22 protein-coding genes and 1 pseudogene are annotated in these 23,377 nt (G+C 63.0%); 8 read left to right on the top strand and 15 right to left on the bottom strand.

Features of this window, described 5'->3' with window-relative positions:
* Window position 1: 1 nt before the first annotated feature.
* The 3 genes and pseudogenes from AC56PL_RS16250 to AC56PL_RS16240 form a co-directional block, all read right to left on the bottom strand.
* Complete coding sequence (locus AC56PL_RS16250; RefSeq protein WP_497154832.1) at window positions 2–379, bottom strand: PDGLE domain-containing protein; 378 nt, start codon at window positions 377–379, stop codon at window positions 2–4.
* Between the two features lie 33 nt (window positions 380–412).
* A pseudogene (locus tag AC56PL_RS16245) lies at window positions 413–1,096 on the bottom strand (energy-coupling factor ABC transporter permease); the annotation flags it as partial.
* A gap of 152 nt (window positions 1,097–1,248) precedes the next feature.
* Entirely contained in the window at window positions 1,249–1,806 is a 558-nt protein-coding gene (locus AC56PL_RS16240) for a TetR family transcriptional regulator (protein ID WP_495516393.1), read from the bottom strand.
* Between the two features lie 116 nt (window positions 1,807–1,922).
* On the opposite strand from AC56PL_RS16240, the gene AC56PL_RS16235 reads away from it, so the two are divergent.
* Complete coding sequence (locus AC56PL_RS16235) at window positions 1,923–2,900, top strand: zinc-dependent alcohol dehydrogenase family protein (RefSeq protein ID WP_497154503.1); 978 nt, start codon at window positions 1,923–1,925, stop codon at window positions 2,898–2,900.
* A gap of 21 nt (window positions 2,901–2,921) precedes the next feature.
* On the opposite strand, the gene AC56PL_RS16230 is transcribed toward AC56PL_RS16235, so the two are convergent.
* The 5 genes from AC56PL_RS16230 to AC56PL_RS16210 all read right to left on the bottom strand — a co-directional run bounded on the left by AC56PL_RS16230 (window position 2,922) and on the right by AC56PL_RS16210 (window position 9,289).
* A complete protein-coding gene (locus AC56PL_RS16230) occupies window positions 2,922–3,266 on the bottom strand; it encodes a hypothetical protein (protein ID WP_497154502.1) in 345 nt (114 codons plus the stop codon).
* A 9-nt stretch (window positions 3,267–3,275) separates the two neighbouring features.
* A complete protein-coding gene (locus tag AC56PL_RS16225; RefSeq protein WP_497154501.1) occupies window positions 3,276–5,567 on the bottom strand; it encodes a CHAT domain-containing protein in 2,292 nt (763 codons plus the stop codon).
* Window positions 5,568–5,571: 4 nt separating this feature from the next.
* Window positions 5,572–6,489 (bottom strand): hypothetical protein, encoded by a 918-nt coding sequence (locus AC56PL_RS16220; protein ID WP_497154500.1) that lies wholly within the window; start codon window positions 6,487–6,489, stop codon window positions 5,572–5,574.
* 25 nt (window positions 6,490–6,514) lie between these two features.
* The gene (locus AC56PL_RS16215; protein ID WP_497154499.1) at window positions 6,515–8,254 is read right to left on the bottom strand and encodes a caspase family protein; all 1,740 of its coding nucleotides are present in this window, start codon (window positions 8,252–8,254) and stop codon (window positions 6,515–6,517) included.
* 288 nt (window positions 8,255–8,542) lie between these two features.
* On the bottom strand, window positions 8,543–9,289 hold the full coding sequence (locus AC56PL_RS16210; RefSeq protein WP_497154498.1) for an SDR family NAD(P)-dependent oxidoreductase: 747 nt from the start codon (window positions 9,287–9,289) through the stop codon (window positions 8,543–8,545).
* 88 nt (window positions 9,290–9,377) lie between these two features.
* Between AC56PL_RS16210 and AC56PL_RS16205 the strand changes: the two genes are divergently transcribed.
* Window positions 9,378–9,938 carry a TetR/AcrR family transcriptional regulator gene (locus AC56PL_RS16205; RefSeq protein ID WP_497154497.1) on the top strand — a complete coding sequence of 187 codons (561 nt, stop codon included), beginning with the start codon at window positions 9,378–9,380 and terminating at the stop codon, window positions 9,936–9,938.
* 185 nt (window positions 9,939–10,123) lie between these two features.
* On the opposite strand, the gene AC56PL_RS16200 is transcribed toward AC56PL_RS16205, so the two are convergent.
* Window positions 10,124–10,504, bottom strand: a complete 381-nt coding sequence (locus tag AC56PL_RS16200) for a VOC family protein (RefSeq protein WP_495516386.1) — start codon at window positions 10,502–10,504, stop codon at window positions 10,124–10,126.
* Between the two features lie 683 nt (window positions 10,505–11,187).
* Between AC56PL_RS16200 and AC56PL_RS16195 the strand changes: the two genes are divergently transcribed.
* From AC56PL_RS16195 to AC56PL_RS16185, 3 genes are all read left to right on the top strand, one after another.
* Window positions 11,188–11,892, top strand: coding sequence for a DUF6319 family protein (locus AC56PL_RS16195; protein WP_495516385.1), 705 nt, complete (start codon window positions 11,188–11,190; stop codon window positions 11,890–11,892).
* 920 nt (window positions 11,893–12,812) lie between these two features.
* Window positions 12,813–13,034, top strand: a complete 222-nt coding sequence (locus tag AC56PL_RS16190) for a hypothetical protein (RefSeq protein ID WP_497154496.1) — start codon at window positions 12,813–12,815, stop codon at window positions 13,032–13,034.
* A gap of 445 nt (window positions 13,035–13,479) precedes the next feature.
* Window positions 13,480–14,055: a DUF6461 domain-containing protein gene (locus tag AC56PL_RS16185; protein WP_497154495.1), complete on the top strand. Its 576-nt coding sequence runs from the start codon at window positions 13,480–13,482 to the stop codon at window positions 14,053–14,055.
* A 193-nt stretch (window positions 14,056–14,248) separates the two neighbouring features.
* Here the strand turns inward: AC56PL_RS16185 and AC56PL_RS16180 are convergent, their stop codons facing one another.
* Window positions 14,249–14,749 (bottom strand): MarR family transcriptional regulator, encoded by a 501-nt coding sequence (locus AC56PL_RS16180; protein WP_495516382.1) that lies wholly within the window; start codon window positions 14,747–14,749, stop codon window positions 14,249–14,251.
* A gap of 97 nt (window positions 14,750–14,846) precedes the next feature.
* Here AC56PL_RS16180 and AC56PL_RS16175 point away from each other — a divergent pair, with 97 nt between their 5' ends.
* The gene (locus tag AC56PL_RS16175) at window positions 14,847–15,749 is read left to right on the top strand and encodes an NADP-dependent oxidoreductase (protein WP_497154494.1); all 903 of its coding nucleotides are present in this window, start codon (window positions 14,847–14,849) and stop codon (window positions 15,747–15,749) included.
* A gap of 78 nt (window positions 15,750–15,827) precedes the next feature.
* On the opposite strand, the gene AC56PL_RS16170 is transcribed toward AC56PL_RS16175, so the two are convergent.
* The 3 genes from AC56PL_RS16170 to AC56PL_RS16160 form a co-directional block, all read right to left on the bottom strand.
* Window positions 15,828–17,111: an FAD-dependent monooxygenase gene (locus AC56PL_RS16170; RefSeq protein WP_497154493.1), complete on the bottom strand. Its 1,284-nt coding sequence runs from the start codon at window positions 17,109–17,111 to the stop codon at window positions 15,828–15,830.
* Between the two features lie 164 nt (window positions 17,112–17,275).
* Window positions 17,276–18,163, bottom strand: a complete 888-nt coding sequence (locus AC56PL_RS16165; RefSeq protein WP_497154492.1) for a DUF5996 family protein — start codon at window positions 18,161–18,163, stop codon at window positions 17,276–17,278.
* 143 nt (window positions 18,164–18,306) lie between these two features.
* Window positions 18,307–18,468, bottom strand: a complete 162-nt coding sequence (locus AC56PL_RS16160; RefSeq protein ID WP_495516378.1) for a hypothetical protein — start codon at window positions 18,466–18,468, stop codon at window positions 18,307–18,309.
* An 84-nt stretch (window positions 18,469–18,552) separates the two neighbouring features.
* Here AC56PL_RS16160 and AC56PL_RS16155 point away from each other — a divergent pair, with 84 nt between their 5' ends.
* A complete protein-coding gene (locus AC56PL_RS16155; protein ID WP_495516377.1) occupies window positions 18,553–18,843 on the top strand; it encodes a DUF1330 domain-containing protein in 291 nt (96 codons plus the stop codon).
* 208 nt (window positions 18,844–19,051) lie between these two features.
* The gene (locus AC56PL_RS16150) at window positions 19,052–19,915 is read left to right on the top strand and encodes an alpha/beta fold hydrolase (protein ID WP_497154491.1); all 864 of its coding nucleotides are present in this window, start codon (window positions 19,052–19,054) and stop codon (window positions 19,913–19,915) included.
* Window positions 19,916–19,996: 81 nt separating this feature from the next.
* On the opposite strand, the gene AC56PL_RS16145 is transcribed toward AC56PL_RS16150, so the two are convergent.
* Both AC56PL_RS16145 and AC56PL_RS16140 read right to left on the bottom strand, forming a co-directional pair.
* Window positions 19,997–22,375: a PEP/pyruvate-binding domain-containing protein gene (locus tag AC56PL_RS16145; RefSeq protein WP_497154490.1), complete on the bottom strand. Its 2,379-nt coding sequence runs from the start codon at window positions 22,373–22,375 to the stop codon at window positions 19,997–19,999.
* The gene (locus AC56PL_RS16140; protein WP_497154489.1) at window positions 22,372–23,370 is read right to left on the bottom strand and encodes a TIGR03617 family F420-dependent LLM class oxidoreductase; all 999 of its coding nucleotides are present in this window, start codon (window positions 23,368–23,370) and stop codon (window positions 22,372–22,374) included. Before AC56PL_RS16140 ends, AC56PL_RS16145 begins: the two co-directional genes overlap by 4 nt.
* Window positions 23,371–23,377: the final 7 nt, after the last annotated feature.

The raw sequence follows: 23,377 nt of genomic DNA, 5'->3' as shown, positions 1-23,377 counted from the left end.
GTTACGGCGCCTGGCTGCGGGTATCGGAGACGCCTGCGGGTGCTACCAGTGCGGAGCGACGTCTGCCTACGCGGATCAGCCGAATCACGGCGACCAAGAGCGCGAATACCGCCAGCACGCCAACGATTCCCGCTGCGCCCGTGAGTGTCTCGTTGCCGTTGATGGTGTAGTCGGCCAGGAACGATTCGGAGCGGTGATGTTCACTGGCATTCTGGGCAATGCACTGGCCATCGAGTTGTTCGGCACCATCGACCTCGACCACGGTGCATCCCCGCTGGGTGGTTGCGTCAAGACCGTCGGGCTGCGAACTGGCCACGTACGACAAGAGGCCGGCGGCCAGAAAAGCTGCTGCCGCGAAGGCGAGCAGAAATCTGGTCATCGATCGGCCCGGGTGGTCCGAAGCGCTTCGGGCACTGTCTGTTCGGCGCACAGCACGCAGCAGATAGACCAGATCAGGACGTGCTTTGGCCACCGCGACAACGGTGATCGCGGTGATGACGCCTTCTCCGACCCCGATCAGAAGATGGGTGGCCAGCATGTAGCCCATTACCTCGCCGAGCGTGGAGCCCGATGCGCCACCGATCGCATACTCGAGTACAAAACCCATCGCCGCGGCGACGGTACCTCCCAGTGCGGCAATGAATCCGATGCCGGCCATCCCCGCATCGCCGCGGGAAACCAGCAGGGGAGCGAGGAGTCGGGCCAGGACATAACCGACAGCGACACCGATCAGTGCCATATTTGTGATGTTGGCGCCCAAGGCCGTGAGTCCACCATCGGCGAAGAGCAACGCCTGCACAACGAGCACGATTGCCACGCACAGCGCCCCGACGTACGGCCCGACCAGGATCGCGGCCAACGCGCCCCCGAGCAGATGGCCACTGACACCAGGCAGGATGGGGAAGTTGACCATCTGAACAGCGAAGATGAAGGCGGCCACCAGGCCTGCCATCGGAGCTGTTCGCTCGTCGAGCTCCGAACGCGCCCGCCAGGCCGCAAAGGCAAGACCACACACAGCAATCGCAGCAAAGAGCAGCGACGTCGGCGCGTCGACAATGCCGTCGCTCATATGCATCGCAGTGGTGGTACTGCTCATTCTCCGGACGCTACGCGTGATGCCAGTCACTGGCAAGACCGCCGAAAAATGCTCTCCGTTTGTGTGACCGTTTCGTCCTGTTTCGGAACATTTCGGACCCGCACACACGAGAGTGGTTGTCGCGCTTATGAAGTCACGCCCGCAATCGGCGACTACAGGCCGGCGAGAAAGGCCTCAGCCGCATCGTGGACTCGGTCACGATCACCGGTGGTCAGTAGGTCGAGCAACAGCCCTCGAATCGTCGCGATCACGAGTGTCGCCCGTCGTCTGGCAATATCAGGATCGACGTCCGGGCCTTGCACTTCGCACAGCGAGCGCATCCAGTCCGTGACCACCTGCCCCAAAAACTCGGTGAATTGCTGTGGCGCTTGTAGAGCGCGCCCATACACGGCATAGAACAGTCGAAACTCCTGTTCCCGCTTGGGGTCCGAGGTGTGCTCCCACGCCACCCGTGCCGCGCTTGCCAGGTCGGGCTGCTCGCCGAGCGCCCCTTCGGTATCCACGATGAGGCGTTCTCGAAGCCGCGCGAGGACGGCCTGAAACATCTGCTCCTTGGTACCGAAATGATGTACCAGTGTGTTCGAGGTGACCCCGAGGGCTGCGGCGACAGGACGCCACGTCAGCTCGGAGAACCCCTGCTCGACCGCGTAGTCGACCACTGCATCCAGCAACGCGACCCGACGCTGATGGTCAACCGGTCGTCCCGCCATCTCTACCTCCGTGATTTTGACACTTGCATTACTTGCACGAGTGTATAAATAATAGCGTCTGACTGCAATGCACTCGACCTGAAGTACATGCAGCACACCGAGAAGGAGTCGCCACCATGGCACGTGTTGTCGTATTCAACGAGTTTGGTGAACCGGATGTTCTGCAAATCGTGGATGAGCCGATCAGTGAGCCCGGCGCGGGCGAACTGCGTATCAAGATCGACGCGTTCGGGGTCAACCGTCTCGATCAGATGATGCGCGCCGGGCACTACCCGGCACCGATCCGGCTTCCGCATGCCCGACTCGGGATCGAAGGCGCCGGTACCGTTGACGCGGTCGGTTCGGGCGTCCCGAGTGTCCGCGTCGGTGACGAGGTCATCATCACCGCCGTGCCCGACGCAGACATCAACGGAACCTACGCCGAGTACACGATTGTGCCGGCCGGCCGGGTCATCACCCGCCCGGAGACGCTCGACGCCACCAGCGCTGCGGCGTTGTGGGTGTCGTACTCCACGGCCTACGGGGCCCTGGTGGAGAAGGCGGGTCTGCGCCCCGGTGACCACGTTCTGATCACCGCAGCATCGAGCAGCGTGGGCCTGGCCGCGATCCAGATCGCGAATTTCATCGGCGCCATCCCGATCGCTGTCACCCGTGGCACCGCGAAGAAGGACACCCTCTTGCAGGCGGGCGCCGCCACGGTGATCGTCTCCGATGATGACGACGTAGCCGAGGTCGCCAAACAGTGCACCGATGGCGTGGGGGTGGAGATCATCCTCGACTCGGTCATGGGCCCCGGCCTGGCCGAACTCGCCGGCGCGTTGAAGTTCAACGGAAAAATCGTGGCGGTGGGCTGGCTCGATTCACGGCCTGCTCCTGTTCCGATGAATCCCCTCACCTTGATCCGGTACGCGAGCTTCGAGCACACACTCGATCCCGTGGTGGTGCGGAGAATCGCCGCATTCCTGGGAGCCGGACTGCGAAACGGGGCTCTGAACCCGACGATCGACAAAGTATTCAAACTCGACGACATCGCCGCGGCCCACCACTATCTCGAACATGGCCGACAGATCGGGAAAATCGTTGTCACACTGTAAAACTCACTCGTTCTGATGAGGTCATCCTGTTGACCGCGCCGCCATCAGGACGCGCGCAACCAGGAAGATGAGAATGGCAGTCACCGCGAAACCAAGACGAGAGGTCCAGAGCAGGGCTTGGGAAACCACCACTGCTGATTCGGAATCGAACCCGAAGAACACCAGAATTCGATCACCCATTCCCCAGTGCTTGCTCTCGTATCCCTTATACGGTTTGGTACCGGGCGTACGGTGACTCGTCACATTTCCCGACCAGTCAACTGCCTCTACGAGGGCCCAAAATGAACCTACGAGGGTCAATAATATGGCGGCCCCAAGGAGATTCGCGGCGAGCGGTGTAGCTGTATTTTCGGGTTTCCGCTTCACGTCGAGAGCCTAGCGGAGGGGGAGTGGACGGCCCCCTTCCACCTGGTTGACTCCGTCCCGCCAGGTACGCGTGAACACCACGGCGCAGGCAACGACGAGGAGCCCGAAGATGACGGCCAGGGCCAGCGGCATCGCTGAGTCATCGTGCCTCTCGTAAAGAATCTGGATTCGGTAGAAGAGAAATGCGGCGGATACTCCGGCCCACCCGAGAACGAATCCGACCCGAAGAGAGTGCTCGCGCATCGCGGTGGCGACGAGCGGGACCAGGAGCGCCGCTCCCGCGATCCACAGCCCGCCGAGCAGCGGACTGACTCGCCGTTCTTCTTGCCACGCGCCGGGCATCGAGAAATGGTGCCAAAGCAGCACGATGCACGCGAGACCGCCGAGAAGAAGTGCCAGCTGGGTACGTCGCTCGGTGAAGGTGAATCGCAATCGGGGCGATGGCCCTCGTGTGGACAGCAGCACGAAACCGGCCACACCCGCTCCGAGGGTCCAGCTCAAGGCCCCGATGACCCAGACCCATACGGCGATATCCCAGTTGCTCCAGGCCGACGGAGATCCTTCTTCACTGATCCACTGTGTGAAGAGTAGCGATGGGCCGATTGCAGCGCCGCTCAGTATCAAGCCGAGACCGATCAGACGAGCACGCCCAGAACTGCCCGTGAGTACTCCGGCGAGTCCAGCGATGAACGCGAGTGACATCGAAGGGATCAGGAGAATCCGAAGTTCGTCTCGGTTGAAGATCGTGTGCCCAGGACTGCCCTTTGCATAGGGCACGAACGGATTGACGATCATCAGCCCAGCCGCGAGTATCGCCAGACCTGCCGCGACCAGGCAGAGCAACAACTTCGGTGCAGCGGGCTTGTTGTCTGCAAATACCTCATCCGACAACTCGGTACGCGGTACAACCACGTGCTCGGTCCGTGGCTCCGGACGCGGATGTTCAACGGGCGGCCAACTCGGCTGCGACTGCCACGCCGGCTCCTGCCGACCGACCGGCTGCGCCCATCGATCCGATCGCGGTTCTGGTACCGGAAACGACGGCTGTCCCGACACCTGCCGCGATCGCCGATCCGACCACGGTTCCGGTGCTGGATTCGACTGCTGCACCGACACTGGATTCGACGGCAGGTCGCGCACGATGTTCGGCAGTGGATTCGACGGTGCACCGGGCACCTGATCCGTCAGATGGAACAACCGAGTCGACCCACCCCGGATGTACAGCACCGGCGTCACCCACTCCAGGGTGTTCGGTAACCCCAGGATGGCCTTTCGTCCACTGAGGACGGCGCGGTCGATATCTCGGCCCTCGGCGACCGCCGTATAGAAGCCACGTGCGAACTCGATCGCTGCCGCATCGCTGACGGTGAATTGCATTGCAGCGACAGCGCTTATCCCGCCGCGGGCGAGGGCAGCGGCGGTGCCTGCGAACAGGTCGTCGGATGCGGCCCGCCCCGACGAGCACGAATTCAGCACGACCAGACGCGGAGTGGGTTCCGCTTCGTCGAGCAATTCGGTCAGCCGTGAGGCCTCGATCATGTCGGCGCGGCCATTCTCACCCACCAGCGCAATGCAACCCTCGGTCTTCGCCGGGTCGTAGTCGCCGTGACCGATGAAGTGCAGCACATGCCACGTCCCCGAGATCAGGTAGCGGTGCACGCTGCTCCACGATGCCTGGGGCACGCAGACCAACTCGATCCGACGCTGCTCGATCTGCTCCCGCAAAGCCGCCCTCAGCTGGCCGATCTCGGCCTCCGTGTCGAGCGCGCCAAGATTTCTCGGGGACGCGACGATGCACAGGACGCGCAGCGGAGGCTCTACGTCGAGGGGTAGAGGGTCGTAGTCCGGCGCCGGGATGTGCCGAACGAGTGGCCTCTGCCGACACAGGTATCTCCCGTCGTCGGGGTCGAACAGCATCTCCCACGGGACGGCGGCCAGTTCCGGTGCCGTCAGGCTGAGCACCAGCCGAAGTCGCTTGCGCTGGTGTTGCGCGGCCCCCAGGCTGGCTCGGTACGCGTTGTTCACGGGACCGTCGAACACCGCACGGAACAAGCTCGTGCCGACTTCGTGCAACGACCGTTCGCTGACAGGTATCGCGCGCCGCGCCGGGACGGACGCGGCCAGGATGGCGTTCTCGAGCTCGTCTCGCTGGTTCACGATGTCGTCGACATCGATGTCGAATATGGCGTTCGGGTGACCACCCGAAGGTGCCCCGAGCACCTTCGCCTGATAGCCGCCGCGATGATCGGCGGCCAGATATCGACTGATCTCGAGATGAAAGTCGATCTCTTCGGTGGCCATTTCCTTACTCCTGTAGTGCGTCGTAGATTCGCCGCGCCACCACGGGATCACCCAGGTATCCGCTGATGCCGTGCTGATTCGGCGTTCGGTTGTCCACATCGGTTTTGTTCTCGATCGCCGGTACCGGTGGGTTGATGGTGAAATGGTCGACGTCGAGTGGGTGCAATGCCACGGCATCGTGGGGATCCATGGCGTTGAACCAACTCTCGGCGCAGGGCGGTGTGCGGTTGCCACCGACTTCACCGATACCCGGTGCTCGATCACGGATCGCGTTGACAGCCAACGGGCTACCGACGGTGATCAGCTCGGGTACCTTCCAGTTCCGACGCTCACCTTCGCGCATCAAGAGGGTGTAGGCGACGACGGTGCCCAGGGAGTGCGCAACGACGACACTGTCGGCTCCCGGCGTGAAAGCGCCGATGACGCCGTCGTCGATGCGTCGGCGGATAGTGCCGTTGGTGAGGTACTGGAAGACGTCGTAGCTGGCCAGCGCGATGGTCACGGCGCTCAATTTGCTGTCCTGATCGAGCTTCTGCAGGATGGCGCGCATCCAGGGCCAATTCAGCGGGCCGCGTTCGGTGACGTCCATTCCGGTCTGTGCGCTGATCTCGGCGTCGGGTATGTGCTCTTGCCGTTGCACATCGGTGAGCACGTCGAACAGGAATCGCTTCGCGTCACTGTTGAGGTTCGGTTCGCCGCGCAGGACGACGTCAGGGACGTCGCCGTCCGTGAACCCTTTCGCCATGCGGTCGAGGGTGTCCCCGTAGAAGGGGAACCGCACCTGGTCGGTGTTGATCGGAGGCAACGTCGGATCGCTCTTCGCGAGACCTTCGTTGAGGCAATCCATCCACTCTTGTTTGAGTGCGGCGGGGTCCTTGCCCTGCTGCGATCGACCGTGGATGAAGATGATCTCTCGGGACATGTGGTTCTCCTCGTGTCGGTTCGACTCAAGCGGGTTCGAACAACAGATCGGTTGCGGCACTGTCGAAGACCGTCCACAGCGACGGCAGTAGGTGGCGTCGGAGTTCGCCGGTTCGCGACCACAGGGTCGGGCCGTCGTCGGTGATGAGATCCCAGCCCTGTGTGAGCAGCGGGAAGGGCGTCGTGAGCTGTGCACCATGCGCTGACCCAGGCGATGACTCGGCTTCCAGCAGAGCCAGGTCAAGGAATTCGATGTCACCGAACTGTTCAGACAGCCGTATTCGCAGTTCTGCCAACTGATCCAGATCCTGGCTGGTTCCGAGTGCGTAGGCCCGATACAACGCGAGTGTCAGGTCATTTGGCTGGTTTCGAGTCAACAACGCGGCCAGACGGACGCCCTCCAGCACATCGGGATAGCGACGACGCTGCGCCGACGCGGTGACAATCGCCTTGATGCGTCGGAGATACTGATCGCGACTCGACTCGGCCCTCTGCGGGTCAAAGAACACCCCACTGATGTGCCGGCCATCGACATGGACCTCCGTCACATGACCCTCGACCACGGGAAGCATTGTCGTCGTGTCATTGTCGAGTTCGAAGGCCACCATGCGGGTGCCCGAACCCGCCGCCAGATCGATCATCCTGCCATCGGTGACCACCGCCCCATTGGGTGACGTTGCGCGGCGAATCGACGCACCTCGAATGCGGAGTCCGCGCCGAATTCCATCCGTGGGTGGCAGCACAGTGTCGGTCCCAACCGGGTCGAGCAAAGTTTGGATCGAGCTGACGAATCGACCGGCACCCTCGGACTCTGCCAGTGCGAGCTCGGAGGTGAACGTCTCCGACGGACCCGCCGCAGCCTGGTACAGGGTCGTAGTGATCTTCGACAGCGACCGCCTGGAAACCATACTCTCCAGGCCGGTTTCGGTGTCGCCGGCGAAACCGCGCACGATAGGACCGTCGTCGCCGCGCTTGACGCTGGCCAGCCACCGCTTGTTCGGGCCGACCTGAACGTCGAAAGTTGGCGACTGATCCATGTCGAGATCAAGTTCCGCGAGGCGTTCGCCGACCGCCGCTTCGAGGTAGACGCAGAGCGGATTGGTGTAGATGTACCAGCGAGGGTCACCGTCGTCGCCGCGCACCATCACATCCCGCTCGAGACCCTGCACGTCGTACAGTCGCCCATTGAGTGCCTCATGGAGCACCGACGTGTAGATCCCCTCGGCGGCAACGGTATTGATCTCGATCGCGGCCTGACCCTGCGCGCTGGCGTAGAAGACGTCAACCCGTGGGCGCGTGGCACTTCCGGGACTGTTGGGAAATGCGGAGACCGGCGTGAGTGACTGGGTGTCGATGTCCTGGGCGGGCGTTCGGCAGGCATCTGAGATGATGACGACGTGCGGCGTCTTTCCCCTTTTGGCGGCTTGGATGCTCTTACCTACGCTGATCGCCGCGTTGCCCCGGACCGGTGCGTCTGACAGCATCCAGGTCTCGATCATCTCGACGAGCAGGCCGTGTCCCGCGAAGTAGACGATCAATTGGTCCACACCGGTTGCGATGAGTTCCTCGACCGCGGTCAGCACCCCGTCAGAGGTGACCTTGGCGTCGGCATCTGTGAGGAGGCGAGCGTTCGCCGGCTCGATTCCACCGCGATCGGAATCGACGGCCCAGTCGTACATCTGCCGCGCGCCCGACGCGGCGGCGCACAGCACCGGCATGCCGGCACCCGTACGATCCACGCCGATGAACACTGCTCCCCGAAGCATCGCAAGACCTTCCTGCAAAGGGTTCTCGCGTGCGGACTCGGGTCACGAGTTGTGGGCCGCTCAATGCGGGAACCGCTTCTACCGTCTGACGCTTCAATCGTCTGACATTTGATCGGTGCACTCACGAGTAGTGCACTACCTGTTTCCGGCACCAAGCACGTCCCCGATAGTCGGCCCAGGGCTGTTATAGAGCCCGGGCGACGTGAGCAACGAATGGCGCGCTCGCGTGTCGAAAGCCCGGTCGACGCCGGGACGCGTCGATGTGTGCTCGACGGGTCATTGGTTCAGTCACAGCAAGACACCACCGGATACCTCGATGCGTTCACCCGTAGCCCAGCGGAACTCACGGGACACAAGGGCTGAGATCGCGTCGGCGATTTCATCCGGGTCGCCCACTCGCCCGAGAGCGGTCTGCCCGGAGAGTGCCTCGCGCATGGCTTCGCTGTCGCGCATGGCTCCGCCATTGAAGTCGGTCGCGGTGGGACCGGGGGCGATCGAGTTGACCCGAATGCCCCGCGGGCCTAGTTCGAGGGCGAGGCTGCGGGTAAGTGCTTCGAGGGCCTTCTTCGATGCCGCATAGACGGAGGTCGCCGGGCTGACGTGTCGGCTGAGCGAACTCGACACGTTGACAATGCTCGCTCCTTCCGACAGATGGGGCAAGAAAGCTTGCGTGACAAAGAGCGGACCACGGACGTTAACGGCGAAGGTGGCGTCGAAGTCTTCAGCCGTAATGGCGCCGAGAGGCGCGAACAGGCCCACCCCGGCGTTGTTGACCAGCACGTCAATGGTGCTGGTGTTCCACTCCTGCCCGATGCTGGCGAGCACAGCGATGCGTGCCGCCTCGATGGAGGAGAGGTCTTCGACATCCAAGTGGACCGCGATGGCTTCGCCGCCCGATCCGACGATGTCGTCCACGACCTCGCTCGCATCGCTCCGCGAGGCCGCGACGACTTTGATCTTGTTCCTGGCCAAGGCGAGTGCGGTGGCTCGTCCGAGTCCGCGGTTGGCTCCGGTCACGAGGGCAATACGGGGCATGTCGCCTCCAGTTGATAAGTAAATGAATACTTACTTGTAAGCTAGCCTGTGACTGTAAGCCCGTCAATCCGAAGCAGGGGAGAGAGCAATGGCCCGCGATGCCGAAGCCACCAGAGAGCGGATCCTCGCGGCGGCAACCGACGAGTTCTCCGCGCACGGGTTCGCGGGCGGGCGGGTTGAGCGGATCGCTACTCAGGCGCAGAGCAACGTTCGGATGATCTACGCGTACTTCGGCGGCAAGAGCGGCCTATTCGATGCGACCCTGGCAGAGGCTCTGCGTCGCATGGCCGAGAACGTCCCGCCGCGTCCGGATGACCTTGCCGGCTGGGCCGGTGACGTATTCGATCATCATCAGCGTTTCCCCGAAGTACTCCGGCTGAGTATGTGGGCTCAGCTCGAGCGACCAGAGGCCACTGCTGAGCCGCGCAATGTCTATCGGAACAAAGCGCTCGCCGTCGCGACGGCCGCGGCCCGACCGTTGTCGGCCATCGACGTTCTGGTCTTCATCTACGCCATCGCGCAAGCCTGGCAGCTGTCACCAAAAGGACTTACCGGACTCGAGGAAGACCCAGCCGGCGGTGACGGAGTTGCCGCTCGCCGGCAATCGGTCGTCACCGCCGTCGAGCGGATGTTGCAATACCAATCCTGAGTCGGCGACGTCGGTCGCACGCCAGGGTCTGTACCGCGGAACTGTTGCAGCGCTTGAGATATGAACCCTGGGCGTTGTCCGGGCGCAGCACCGGGGGCGGGCCACCCCAGGCTGCGAATGTCTTGTCGAGTTCCTCGGTCGGCACGTTTGCTACAAGCCGTGCATGACGTACCGCTCCAGTGCTGTCACGGAGCCGGCTGAAACAATTCAACGAGATTTCCCGATGGGTCTGAAACAAGAATCTGTTGTCCACCGGGGCCACTGACGGTGTCGCTGCGGAATGGAACTCCGGCAGCCTTCAGCCGTTCGATCTCCGCGTCGAGGTCGTCGACGATGAGATGAATACGGTTCCAACCGCCGGCTGTGGGAAAAGCGCCATCGGGCATTATCCGGGCACCAGAACTCGTCGGCCCGGAAAGCAGCAGACGCAGCGAACCACGAACGACGTCAGCGAAGGCGGGGGCCGCACTGTAGCGAAGAGTGAAGCCGAAGTGCGTGGTGTAAAAGTCAATGGAGGCTTCCACGTCGTTGACGATGTACCGGACGTTCGCCAGATCCTTATCCACTAATGCCATCCCACTGCCTTTCCCAATTGATGGAGAATTCTGCCATCGGAAGTTTAGCGGACCCACTCCGGATACGACTGCGACGCATACGCAAGATCCGAAATGTCACCGACGCGACGGAGGTCACTCACAGGCATAGATGCCAACTTTTGTCACTGTGACATAATCCGGGGAGTCCTTCGCACGGTAGAGAACCGGCGCCCAAACCATCTGCAACACAAGCACTGTCGACAACGGTGGGACACAGGGGAGCGTCAGCTGAAACAACAGGGGGCTCACCGCGCAGCATCGCACGATCGTCTCGTAGCGAAGTCAGTACGGAACTTGACACCGGTCGCGTAGGTTCTGACATTCGACCGTCAATTACCAAGGCGCCGAACACCACTCGGCGACATCGGTGCGTCACGTGACAAAATAGCGGACGGCAACGGGGTGCCGCGGGTCGAGGCTCAGGGATGCAAACTCCCTGCACCACAGCATCATTCGACGCGTCAATGGACGCACCCCACACGTCAGCCGTCGCTGCACTCTGGCTGGTGCCGGCGGGTCGTGGCCGGGCTCACGTAGCTCATGTTTTTCGGGCCGCAAGCAATCGCTCTGCCGAGGTTTGCTGATCCGGACCCGCGAATCGCGTGAACGGTAACGTGCGGTCGATCGCACGATCCTCGCACACATGTGCGAATATGGTTAGCGTGAACTCGCGCAGAACGACCGGATTGACTACCGACGACCTGGAAATGCTGTCTACGGCACTCACCGCAGGTAAGCGGGTCACCGTCTACCTCCGTGACCCGATGCCGTCGCTCAATCTCCCCGCGGGAGCATCGGCGCGCGTGATGTCTGTCGACGGGTCAACGGTGACAGTAAGCCCGAAGGGTGTCGATGATCAATTGCCGTTCGAGGCCGACGAACTGCAGAAGACTCGCACGGTAGCAACTTCCACGCCTCCAGCGCGCCCGCGGCCGGTCAGGGCTACGTCCACACCGTCAGGCGTAACGAAATCACCGAGAACCGTTGCGACGGAATCGAAGCCAGAACCCGAACCTGCGAAGACAAGACCAGTGGAACAGAAATCCGCCCCGCCAAAAGCGCTCCGACGCACCAAGACTTCAACCGCGGTCAGTGTCACCGTGACGTCGGTGAGCGAGAGCACTTGGACGGTCTCGGTGTCGCACGGTAGCAAGAAGGGTAAGCCCACCGAGGTCACCTCGGACCGGGTGGCGCGAGCGATGCACGCACTCGGCGACGACGCTGCGATCACGGCAGTCGACGCGGTTATCGAGTCGGCGCGGGCGGCGGCCCAGAAAAGAATTGACGAGCTCAGCCATGAGCTCGAAGCAGCGCGAGCAGTGCTGGCACATCTCGACGCACCGGTCGCAGATAGCTGACGGCGAGTTCGGGCTGTCCCGGTGGCGCTAGCGGTTTCGTCACCCGTGACGATTCGGCGTGTGATCATCGGACTTGACGTGCGACAGTAGTTGAGCGAGTCGACGGACCCGGCCAGGATCCGTTGGCGCCCATTCGTTTACTCGGCCCAATTCCTGCCACCTCGCCAACAACCTGAACGCCGCCGGAGGATCGTAGGCCGGACGTGTGGTCCGGCCTGAGATCAATGCGAGGTCGTGGCGACATAGTCGTCGACGTAGCAACGCGTTGAAGTCGATCGAATCCGACAGGGCCCCGGAAAAAAGCTGTGTGACGAGTACCTTCATGTGCTTGGTTATCGTCCTGGTCCGGCGCGCCGATAAGAAACATTATGTCAAGTAACGTCAGTTCGATTGCATCGGATGGACGATTCCCCACCAGCTGCGACAGGTCCATCCTGAGTCGCGAGCGCCCCTCTCGGGGTGTTCATCAACGACCGCCCCGCGGCCTGAGACTCCACCGACTCTCACCAGTCCAGGCCGACTGGCATCCGACATACTGGTCGGTGATGATTCTTCCCGCAATCTTTGACTACACACCCCAGCAAGCACCGCCCCGTGTTGGTGAGCATGGCGAATGGCACCTTTTCTGGAACGCAGGGTTTGCTGACTTGTGGGCCGGCCTGCGTCCGGACTGGCGCCTCAGCGCCGCGCTACAGCCCGGGCATGATCAGCTAGCCGCCCCGATAGTCGGCCAGAAACAAACGCGTCTACCGGCCACCGCGACATCCGGTGAGGTGCAGATCGACTGCCAAGTCTACGGTCCGGTGCCCGAGCACGTCACTCTGACGGGTGCTGTGCGTATCACCGGCAGGGCCGATCATGCCGCACCCGTTTACCGTGGGCAACCAGAGCGTTCAGTGACCGCGGCGACCGTGACGCGAATGCAGCTGGTATCGATCGTCATCGACACCCGACCCATGTCGAACATCGACCACCCCGACCCCACCCGACAATACGAGAATCTTCAGCCCATCGCGGGGACCGAATGGTTCTACGAACTTGCCCAACCCCCACTTCAACTACATACCTACCGACCGCACGAGCGCGAGGCGGGTCAGTTGCGCCAAGAGCTACTACTCCTGGACCTCGACACAACGACCTGATCGGCGGCCGTCGAACTGAATGTTTCTGTGCCACAGCCGATGAGGCCAGCAGAATAGATTAGGGAGCATGTTCAAACGTGAATGCTGCGACCCAGATCCCCCGGACAGCTATCAGGTAATGCGTCCAGACCGCTCGTCGTCGGTCTGGCACCCTAGCTTCGCTGATGGTTGCATGCGGTGGCAAGGAGGGACCAACTGGTGGCACCACCAAATCGAATGCCGACATCGCGCGTGATTGTGCCGATGCCAGACTCAGCGCGAATATGTCCCGCTGACCGCGCTGCCGGCCTCCACTGCGGCTTCGTTTCTGCTCGAGTATGGCTGCCGCGTTGCAGGTCAATGACAACCCGATGATCTAGACAAAGAGTCCGTACAACCAGCTCCGCGATCTTTCGGTCTATCCGCAGCTCTTCTCGCGATCTGCGCGAGTGTCATACTCGACGCCATGACATGGACGTATCGCGACTACGAATGGATTGCTTCCCGATATCCATGGATGGAAACCAGCGTTGCCGTGGCGTTCGTGCGAGATTCGTCGATCGAGGCCGTCCTCGACGCCGTTACATTTTCGGACGAAGGTTCGGTTCTCGGCCTAAAAGCCTTGAATGACCTCTCTCCCGAAATGGTAGGCGTCGTCGCACTCACCGAGCGCTGGACCCTTGCCATCAGTTCGACAGGCTGGGCCGATGAAGGAATCGTACCCTTGTCTATAGGGCGCGAAGTCGTACAGTTCCAAGGTGTTCTAGGACACTACTCATTCAACATCTGGACCGATGGCACCCGCTCGTCCTATTGTGATCCGCTGCTGCGCTGCGGGTTTGGGCTCGACCCCGTGCCAGACAATCTGGCCAACTTGATGCACCAATCGGAGCTTCCAGTCGATGCCGAAGGGCCGCTGCCGGACGGCGAGTCCCACGTAGTCGACGGATCACTCGCTATGGCTGCCAACTATATTGGGGCCGCTATCACCGCCGATTTTCTGAACACCTCACAGTTTGTGGTCGGTACCGTTCAGTACTGATAGGCGAAACGACAAAAGTGCAATCGCTGCCACCCAGCTACCGACTGGCCCGGCCTCGCACTAAGTGGTGAATAAATCCAAGCGTGATAACTGTCTTGTCCATTGAAATCAATGCCTATTGCGACGCGTGGCCGCGGTCTACCAGCAGACGACCGACCAGAAAGAGGTCAAGTCCCAATACTGTTGTGAGGCGTCAAGCCTCCGCGCGGGATGTGCGTGTGGGTAGTAGCTGTACGCAGTCCTCGCGTAGTGGCGTCAGAATCGCCTCGGCGAGGCTTTCCAGCTGATCGACTTGCCGAACGTTCAGGTGCTCGAAGACACGCCGACGCACCTGCTCTGCGTACCCCGGCTCCGTACGCTCCACCACCTGCGCGCCCTCTTCGGTCAACTGCGCCAACGTCCGTCGGGCGTCATCAGGATCGTTCTTCCGAGTGACCCACAGCCGCTTTTCCATCCTGGCAACTATGCGCGACAGGTGCGACGGGGTGACGCCCGCCGTTGCAGCCAGCTGCGTCATATGCACTTCCCGGTCCTCGCTGACCGACAACCAACGCAGGACCTGATACTCCGCGTGACTCAGCCCAGCCACCTGCTCGAGGTACACGTCCAGCGCGCCCGGCAACCACATCATCACTCCCACAAGCAAGGACCAGGTTCGGTCCTGCTGCGGCGACAGGTGCTGGGCGTCAGACATGACCGAATACTACCGTTACTTGCTACGGAAAGCATTACGGGGATACATTACTTTCCGCAGCAAGTAATGCTGTCTCAGATGAACCATGGAGAACCCAATGCAGGCAGCGCGTTATCACCGTTACGGCGACCCCGACGTTCTCGTCGTCGAAGACGCACCAGAACCACACGCAACTACGAATTCCGTACGCATCCGGGTCCTGGCCGCAAGCGTGAACCCCATCGACTACCTGCTGCGCGCTGGACACCTGAGTGAGGTGGTGCATCTTGATCTGCCCGCTATCCCCGGCCGGGACGCGGTTGGAGTTGTCGACGAGATCGGGCCCGGTGTCGAAGGCACTCATGTCGGTGACGTCGTGTTCGGTCTCGGTGGGGTCAGTGACACCACCGCGCAATATGCGGTGCTCACCGCGTGGAGCACGGCCCCCTCCACCTGGTCCATCGAGCAGGCCGCCGCGGCCGGACTCGCCGCGGTCACCGCGGCCGAGGTGATCGCGGCCCTCGGGAACCTCGACGGGCAGACTTTGTTGGTCGAAGGCGCCTCCGGTGCAGTCGGCAGCGCCGTCGCCGCGTTCGCACTGAATGCAGGGGCCACGGTGATCGGTACCGCCCGACCCAGCAACCACGAATACCTGACAGGCCTCGGAGTTCGGGCGACAACGTATGGACCGGGGCTCGCTGAACGGGTCGCAGCGCTCGCTCCAACCGGGGTGGATGCGGCTGTACACGCGGCGCCGTCATCCTCGCTGCCGGATCTGGTGGACATAGTCGGCGGTCCCGCTCGCGTCGTGACCGTCATCGACGCCGAGGGTGCCCAACGCCTGGGATTGCGAAAGATCGACGCCCGCAACGACTCCGGTCTGCTGCAGCAAGCTGCCGAGCTCGGTCGGCGACAGATCTATATCCCGCGCGTCGACCACGTCTTCGCGTTAGCCGACATTGCCGACGCTCACGCCCTGGCCCAAACTGGTAGCGGAAAGGTGGTCGTCACCCTGCCTTGAGCGCCACCGCACGCCGTCCCTCCGAACGGACGCCGCTTCCGAAACACCGCCTTCGGCAACGGATTCGATGCGACGCCCCTACGGCTTGGGCGACGAGGTGATCGGCGATCCTGCCGGTGCGCGGGAGTCCGGCACTCCCGCGTAGTCGGGCAGTTCGATGCCGTTGATCGCGCGCCCGACCAGTTCCATGAACCATTCGCCGGCGAAGTCCGGGCTGGGCTCTGTGTCTGGGCCGGGGACGTCGCGGGTGCGTGCGTTCAAACGTCCGATTTCCTGGTTGGCCTCGACGAACGAGCGCATCCGCGCCTCGTAACGGGCGAACCCGACGTCTGGGTTCCATCCGACAGCGGCCAGTTCACCTGCCAACACATAGGCGCCGACCAGTGCCAGCCCGGTCCCCTGCCCGGACATCGGCGACGAACTGAACGCTGCATCCCCGAGCAGCACCACCCGTCCACTCGACCACCGGTCGATCACCACCTGGGCGACCTGGTCGAGGTAGAAGTCCGGCGTGTCGTCGAGGTGCGCGAGAATGTCCGGGGTCAACCAGCTCATGCCCTCCATACGCTCACGGAGCAGGACCTTCTGGGCCGGGATGTCACGGTAGTCGAGGTCGAAATCAGCTGAGCCGAAGTAAAACATGGCCATCGCCCGGGTGGCATCCTGGATGGGCCGCAGAAGCGCTGAGCGCCCGGACGCCTGGTCCTGGTACTCCAGCAGCCAGCGGTCCAGCCCGAACTCGTTGGGCACACTGTAGAAAGCCAGTACGTGCCCGAGGTGGCGAAGAAATCGCTCATGCGGCCCGAAAACCATTGCGCGCAGCGCAGAATGCAGCCCGTCGGCCCCGATCACCAGCTCGAAGCGCCGCCGGTCGCCGCCCGCGAAGACCACGTCGACTCCGTCTGCGTCCTGGGTGAGCTCGGCGATTCGGTCACCGAAGATGTACTCGACGCCGTCGCGTGTGTCGTCGTAGAGCACTTGCGCCAGGTCCCCGCGCAGGATCTCGATGTCCGCTATGAACCCGTCGCCACCATCGTCGTCGGCGCGAAAGGTTTCCAGCACTTGCCCGTTCGCATCCACGGAGTACGCGCCGGCGGTGTCGGTGCACACCGCGCGCACCGCCTCATCCAGCCCCATCCGCTTGATGACCTCCTTGGCCACCCCCCGCGCGTCCACGGCCTGTCCACCGGGACGCAATTCGGGCGCCCTCTCCACCACGGTCACTTCGGCCCCCCACCGCCGGAGCCAGTGGGCCAGCGCGGGTCCCGCGATGCTCGCACCCGCCACCAACACCCTCGGACCGCCCGCAGGCGTTCCCTGCTCGCCTGTCCGAATCGCGCTTTCCTGCTTGGAGTCGCTCATCATTGCCTCCATCTGCCCTTCCGCTGGAAGGTTGCCAGCACAGACCCACCACTGTCGGTGTATCCGGCCGTATCGACTGCAGATCTACACGAAACTCATCGGTACGGCCGAATTGCGGCCCACCCTCCCGCTCCGCGTGGCACTGTCGTGTCGGCACGTAAGGGCTAGTTCCAGCCTGCCGTCTCCACCGCCGCGCGATGGGTCTGTTCGAGGAACTTCAGAACCATGGCTTCCGGATCCGCTGCTTGTCGCACGAGATGGTAGGGCAGCACATACTCCCCCAGCGAGGTGTCCCAGTGTGCAGGAGCTTCGACCGCCGGGTGTGTGTCGTACCCCTCGGGATGGGGGTATGCGTATGCGTAGAAGACGCCTTCCTCGGCGCCACCCGGCCAGTAGCCTGCGCTCGAAACCTCGTCGCTGTAGGCCTCGTGCATGACCCAGTCGGGGCAGTTCGGAACACCACCGGGATGCTGGGGTGCAGACCGTCCCGAGAAGCGTGTGACGGCCAGATCGAATGCGCCCCAAAAGAAATGAACAGGTGAAGATTTCCCTCGAAACTCACCACGGAACTTCGAAAAGACACCATGCACAGAGACGAGCGACCGCCAGAATCGAGATACGGCGTCCGCGTCGTACGACGCGTGTTCGGTGTCCTCGGCAAACGGGGTCGCATTGGGCAGTTCGACGGGGGTTCCGACCATCGCGATATCGAATCCGAGATCAGTCAAGTGGCCGATGTACTCGGCATAGAAGTCGGCAACAGTCCGCGGTTCAAGCTTCATCCGACGGGTGCTGCCGTCGGTGACGAGGAACAGTAGCTCGTGCCCCAGGAAGTCGAAGCGAATCTCGAGGCCGCGGTTTCCGGCGACCATCAGGGACGTGGTGAGTCCACGCGCGTCCACGTATAGCGGAACCCCCCACCAGTGGTTGATCGCCGGCCCGAGAGCCATCCGCGTCTTTCCGACGATCTGAGTCCACAGCTGAAGCGTGTCCCTGGTATCGATCCACGAATCCAACGGCAGTGCAGGCCAAGCGTCGTGTTGGGTTTCCATGAGCCCATGGTCCCCGACGTCTACTCGACGCGGGCGCCTAAGGTCAGATATCCACAGACACAACGGGTTAGTGGCTCGGCGAGGCGGTCATGACCACACAGGTCGTTGTCCAGGACCACACAGTGTGGGGTGCGGGCTCGCGGTCAGTCGGTGTCTGTGGCGGGACCGTCCTGGGTGGCGCCGCCTTCGCCGGACCAGTCGCCGGACGTCTCGCCCTCGGCTGGATCGGATTGCACGTCAGATCTTGCACCCTCAGGTCCGGTGCCGGCGTCTTCGGTGTGTGGGTCGGTCTTCTTGTCAGTCATGAAAGTCCTGTACCCGAAACGGCCGCGTTCAATCCACCCGGATGAGTACTTGCGCCCGCGGAGACGGCGGCGAAGGATCGTGGGATGACCGCGTACTGGGTAAACACATTCCGCTCTGTCTCCGACGCCGAGGCCCTCGAACGCTACGCAGCGCTCGCGGGCCCGGCGATGTTGGCGGGAGGAGGCAAGTTCCTCGCTCGCGGAATGCCCGCCGCTGCATTCGAACACGGCATCGTCGAACGCACGACGATTATCGAGTTCCCCAGCGTCGCCGCGGCTGTTGCAACCTATGAGTCCGAGCAGTATCAGCGCGCTCTTGCCGTGCTCGGCGAAGGCGCCGAGCGCGACATCCGGATCGTGCCCGCCGCACCCTAGAGCTCGACTGCCTTGCTTCATGGCCTCGTCCCGTAACTGTCCCCGAGAGATCTCGAACGAGAGTTACTGATCGCGTTCGTAAACGAATCGAATCGGCAAGCCGCAGTTCAAACTGCGTCAAGAGTGTGCACACTCTCGCGGCTGCACCGATGACTTCCGGGTGAATCCGTGGTCAACCTCTGCGTATACCAACAGAAGGGGTTTAGGCATGACGAGACCGATTCGATCTGGCGTGACCTCGGTACGAGCGAACGATGTGGACCTCGGCACCGAAGGGTTTGGCCGCGAACACGATCCGCTGGTCCTTCTGGTCGGCGGCACGACGATGTTGTCCTGGCCCGACGCGCTGTGCGAGCGGCTCGCGTCGGGCGGGCGGCACGTCGTCCGCTACGACCTTCGTGACTCCGGCGCATCGACAACCCTCGACCCGGAGAATCCGGCGTACGACCTGCGGGACCTCGCCGCCGACGCGGCCGCGCTGGCCGGGGCGCTCGGCACAGGAACGGCCCATCTCGGTGGGGTCGGCGTCGGTGGGATGGTTGCTCAGGTCGCCGGACTGGACCGCCCGGACGTGTTCTCCGCACTGACCCTCGTCGGCACCCGGCCGGTGGCACCGGGAATGGTCGACGAGGATTTGCCGGACCACGACCCCGCGGTCATGGCCGCACTGTTCACCCACTCGTTGCCGGATTGGACAGATCGGGATGCCGTCGCAACATTCGCCGCCGAGGGTGCCGAGCTGCTGGGTGACGATCCGGAGGAGGCGCGGGCGATGTCGGCCCGAATCTGGGACCGGACGCCGTCGACCAATCCCGCGGTGCACCAGGCGAACCAACTCGGGACGGTGTTCTCCCGGATCGATTGCTCCCCGCGATGGCGAGAGCGGCTCGGTGAGCTCGACGTGCCCACGCTCGTCGTGCACGGTCGTGCCGACCCGTTCTTCCCGGTCGGCAACGGCGAGGTGCTCGCCACCGAGATCCCCACGGCGCGACTACTGGTCCTCGACGACATGGGTACCGCCCTGCCGCACGCAGCGGCAGACCAGGTCGCTGCCGCCATGCTCACCCTATGACCGCCCGATGCAACAACATTGGTGATGCCGCATGCCCTGTTCAATCGGCGTTCTCCAGGCAGTCGTCGCTCAGCGTACGAGTCAGAACTGGTCGAGACGGGTGACCACACCTCGGTCTCCATCCACGCGCACTCGATCACCGGTCTTGAGCGACTGGGTGGCCACCAAAGTGTTGACGACGCAGGGCAAACCGTATTCGCGCGCCACCACAGCGCCGTGGGATACCGAGCTGCCGATATCGGTGACCAGCGCCGCGATGACGGTGAAGTACGGCGTCCATCCTACGTCGGTGACCGGCGTCACCAGAATTTCTCCCCGCTGCAGTTCGCGTGCTTCGACGATCGATTTAGCGACGCGCACAACGCCTTCCACGGTTCCGCGACTGGCAGGACGGCCGATGATCTCATCGCCGGTGACACCTGATGCAGGCCGGGCGATGAGCGGGGTCGGTCGCCCGACAGACACGTCGTCGAACTCGAGAGAGTTCTGGAACGCCAGCGCTTCCCGACGCTTCAGCGCGCTCTGCACGAGACCGGTGACATCTTCCGAACCAACGACGTGGTTCAATTCCGCACGGTCGAAGAAGAACACCAGATCTGAGTCAGGCAGTCGTCCGGCCTTGGCCAATACCTCACCGAGGTGGCGGTAGCCCAGCTTGAGCGCATGCGCCATCAGCGCCATCTTCGATTTCGTCTCCTCGCGCCCACGTGCACCGCCCTGCGCCAACCGGGCAAGAAATCTGATGGTCGTAGATTTGGGTGCTTCAACGTGGGTCTTTGCCGGTCCAAGATCAGCCGGATCGAGCGCCGAGCGCACCATCACCTGCATCATGGCACCCAGCCCTTCCGGATCCTCGGCCCAGGAAGGGTCACGCATGCACAGCTCGCGGTAGCCGCGGTGACCGTGACGAGTCAAGAACTTCTCCAACGCCATACCGCCGGCGCTACGCGTGGCCCGCAGCTCGTTGACCGCGGCGTCCGGCTCCCCCGCCAAGAATTGCTCGGCGGCCGCGTCGTCTGCGGCGATGGTGTTCACCACCGCGTCGAGCTCCTCGAGCATCAGCGCGCTCTCGACATCGGAGGCGCCTGCCATGAGCCGGGTTGCTTCGGCTCGCCCCTCGTCCTCGCTACGTCCGTCCTTCAGTGCTTGTCTCATCAGGACGCTTTCGAGAACGTTGGCCGCAACCGCCGCGCGCGATGATGACCGAACATGCGTCAGCGTGATGTCGCAGTACTGCTGCACGCCAGCGTCCAACTGGCGCAACACGAGTTGCGGGTCGTCGCTGGTCGGGATGTGAAACTCGGCGATCTGCTCCTGTAAACGCCGAATCGCGGGGCCGGCGGACAATGCGTACGTGGTGAGCCGGACCGTGTTGATCAGCTTGCTAACAAACGGTTTTGGTGGTTTTGGCTCCAGTTCGTCGACCACCCGACCGCAGATCGAGGTGGAGAACTGCTCCAACGAATTGCCCAGGAGTCCAGAGCTCAGACCTGTCCCCTCGGTCAGGTTCAGGAACATGTGGCCCTGAAAGTATCCGACCTGTAGCCACGGCTTCTCGTATTCCTGTTGTGCCCGGGCCACCACCTGCGTCATCTGCATCGCGTAGTCGATGGCAAAGCCGGAGACCGACGCGGTCAACGGGCAGAATGCCCCCGGCATCATCTCGCCGATGTTGCAGCGCGTGTACACGTGGTCTGCACCCGCGAGAGGCGAATCCATCTCGCTGAGATCGCCGGGCAGAGTGGTGATCGGTCGAGCCTGCAGCCACCACAGTTTGCCGGACTGGTCGATCGCCCACTCCAGATCCATTGGTCTGCCCCAATGTTCAGCAGCGCGCAGGGCGTCGGACCTGATATCAGCGACCTCGTCTGGCGACAAGACCGGCACCTCACCGACATCGCGAACAGCGGGGTTGCCGTCCGAATCCAGGACAATGTGGTCTGAGGACGCCGTACCGTCAACCAGCGCTTCACCGAGACCGGCGACGGCGTCGATCACCGTGAGGTCGCGCCGGCCGGACGCCGGATCGGCGGTGAAAACAACGCCGGCGGCGCGCGCGTCCACCATATGCTGCACGACCAAATGCATGGTGGCCGTGGGTTGCCCGCTGTAGGCCGAGGCTCGTCGCGAATGCACGGAGGCGGCGCATGTCTGCACGGCCATGGCGAAGTCATCGACGGAGTCCACACCCAGCACGGTGTCGTATTGCCCGGCGAATGATTGGTCGTCACCGTCTTCCCCGACGGCCGAGGACCTGACGGCCACCGGGGTCGCGCCGACTGCGGCCATCCGCGAGTACCACTCCCCCGCGTCATCGACGGTGACCCGTTCGGAAGCGTCTGCGATGACGAATCCCACCGGCACAGGAAGTCCGAGGCGGCGCAACTCCGCGAGTCCAGCCGCTTTGCCGCCGTAACTGTCGTCGGTGACCTCATCGAACCCAATCATTTTCAGCGTCATGATGATCCCCCCAACGCGTCCACGATCTCGGCCAGTGCCCCGATCTCGATGGGGCTGGGTTGATAGAGGCAGATCCGGTCCGATACCCCGTCGACACGATCACGGATGTGCGCTGCCACCTCTGCCGGCGTCCCACAGGCGGCGATGGTGTGCAGTATGTCGTCGTCGATCAGTGTGGCCATCTCCTTCCAGCGGCCCTGCTTGGACATCGCGTTGAGTTCCGGCTGCAGATCGCCCCAGCCGTGGGCGTCGAGCACCGGCCGGTATGCCGGGGTGGAGCCGTAGAACGCCAGCAGCATCCGAGTCGAGGCATGGTCGTCGTCTCGTCCGGTTCCGACCGACACGATGATCTCGGGCACCACCTCGAAGTCGTCCTCGCTGCGGCCGGCAGCAGCCAGCCCTTCGCGTACGGCCGGCAACGTCTGCTCGTGTAGGAATCGCTTCGTCCCGAAAGGCATCACCAGCAGACCGTCGGCCACTTCCGCGGTGGCTTTTGTCAGCCGAGGTCCGAGCGCCCCGAGGTAGATCGGTGGCGGACCGAACGGGTTCGGCCCTGGTACGAAGGTCGGTGTCATCAAGGTATGGCGGTAGTACTCACCGCGGAAGTCCAGCCGTTCCCCCTCATTCCACGTCGCGAAGATCGCTCGCAACGCCCCCACCATCTCCTTCATCCGCGCGACCGGACGATCGAACTCTGCCCCATAGCGCTTCTCGATCTGCGCGCGCACCTGCGTGCCCAACCCCAGGATGAAACGTCCCTCGCTGAGCAGTTGCAGATCGTTGGCTTGATGGGCAAGCTGAATCGGATTGCGGGGAAAGGCGATCGCGACGTTCGACATCACGTCGAGACCCTTGACCGACGATGCCAGCACCAGCGGCGTGAACACGTCGAACGGTCCTTCGAAGGTGAACACGCCGGATGCACCGGCCTCCTTGAGCAGTTGTGCGCGTTTGACCGCATCGGTGGGCCCGAACAGCGCTGTAGAGATCTTCATTCCGTCG

Source organism: Williamsia sp. Y721, from assembly GCF_059683565.1.
This window is presented reverse-complemented; position numbering and strand designations above follow the sequence as displayed.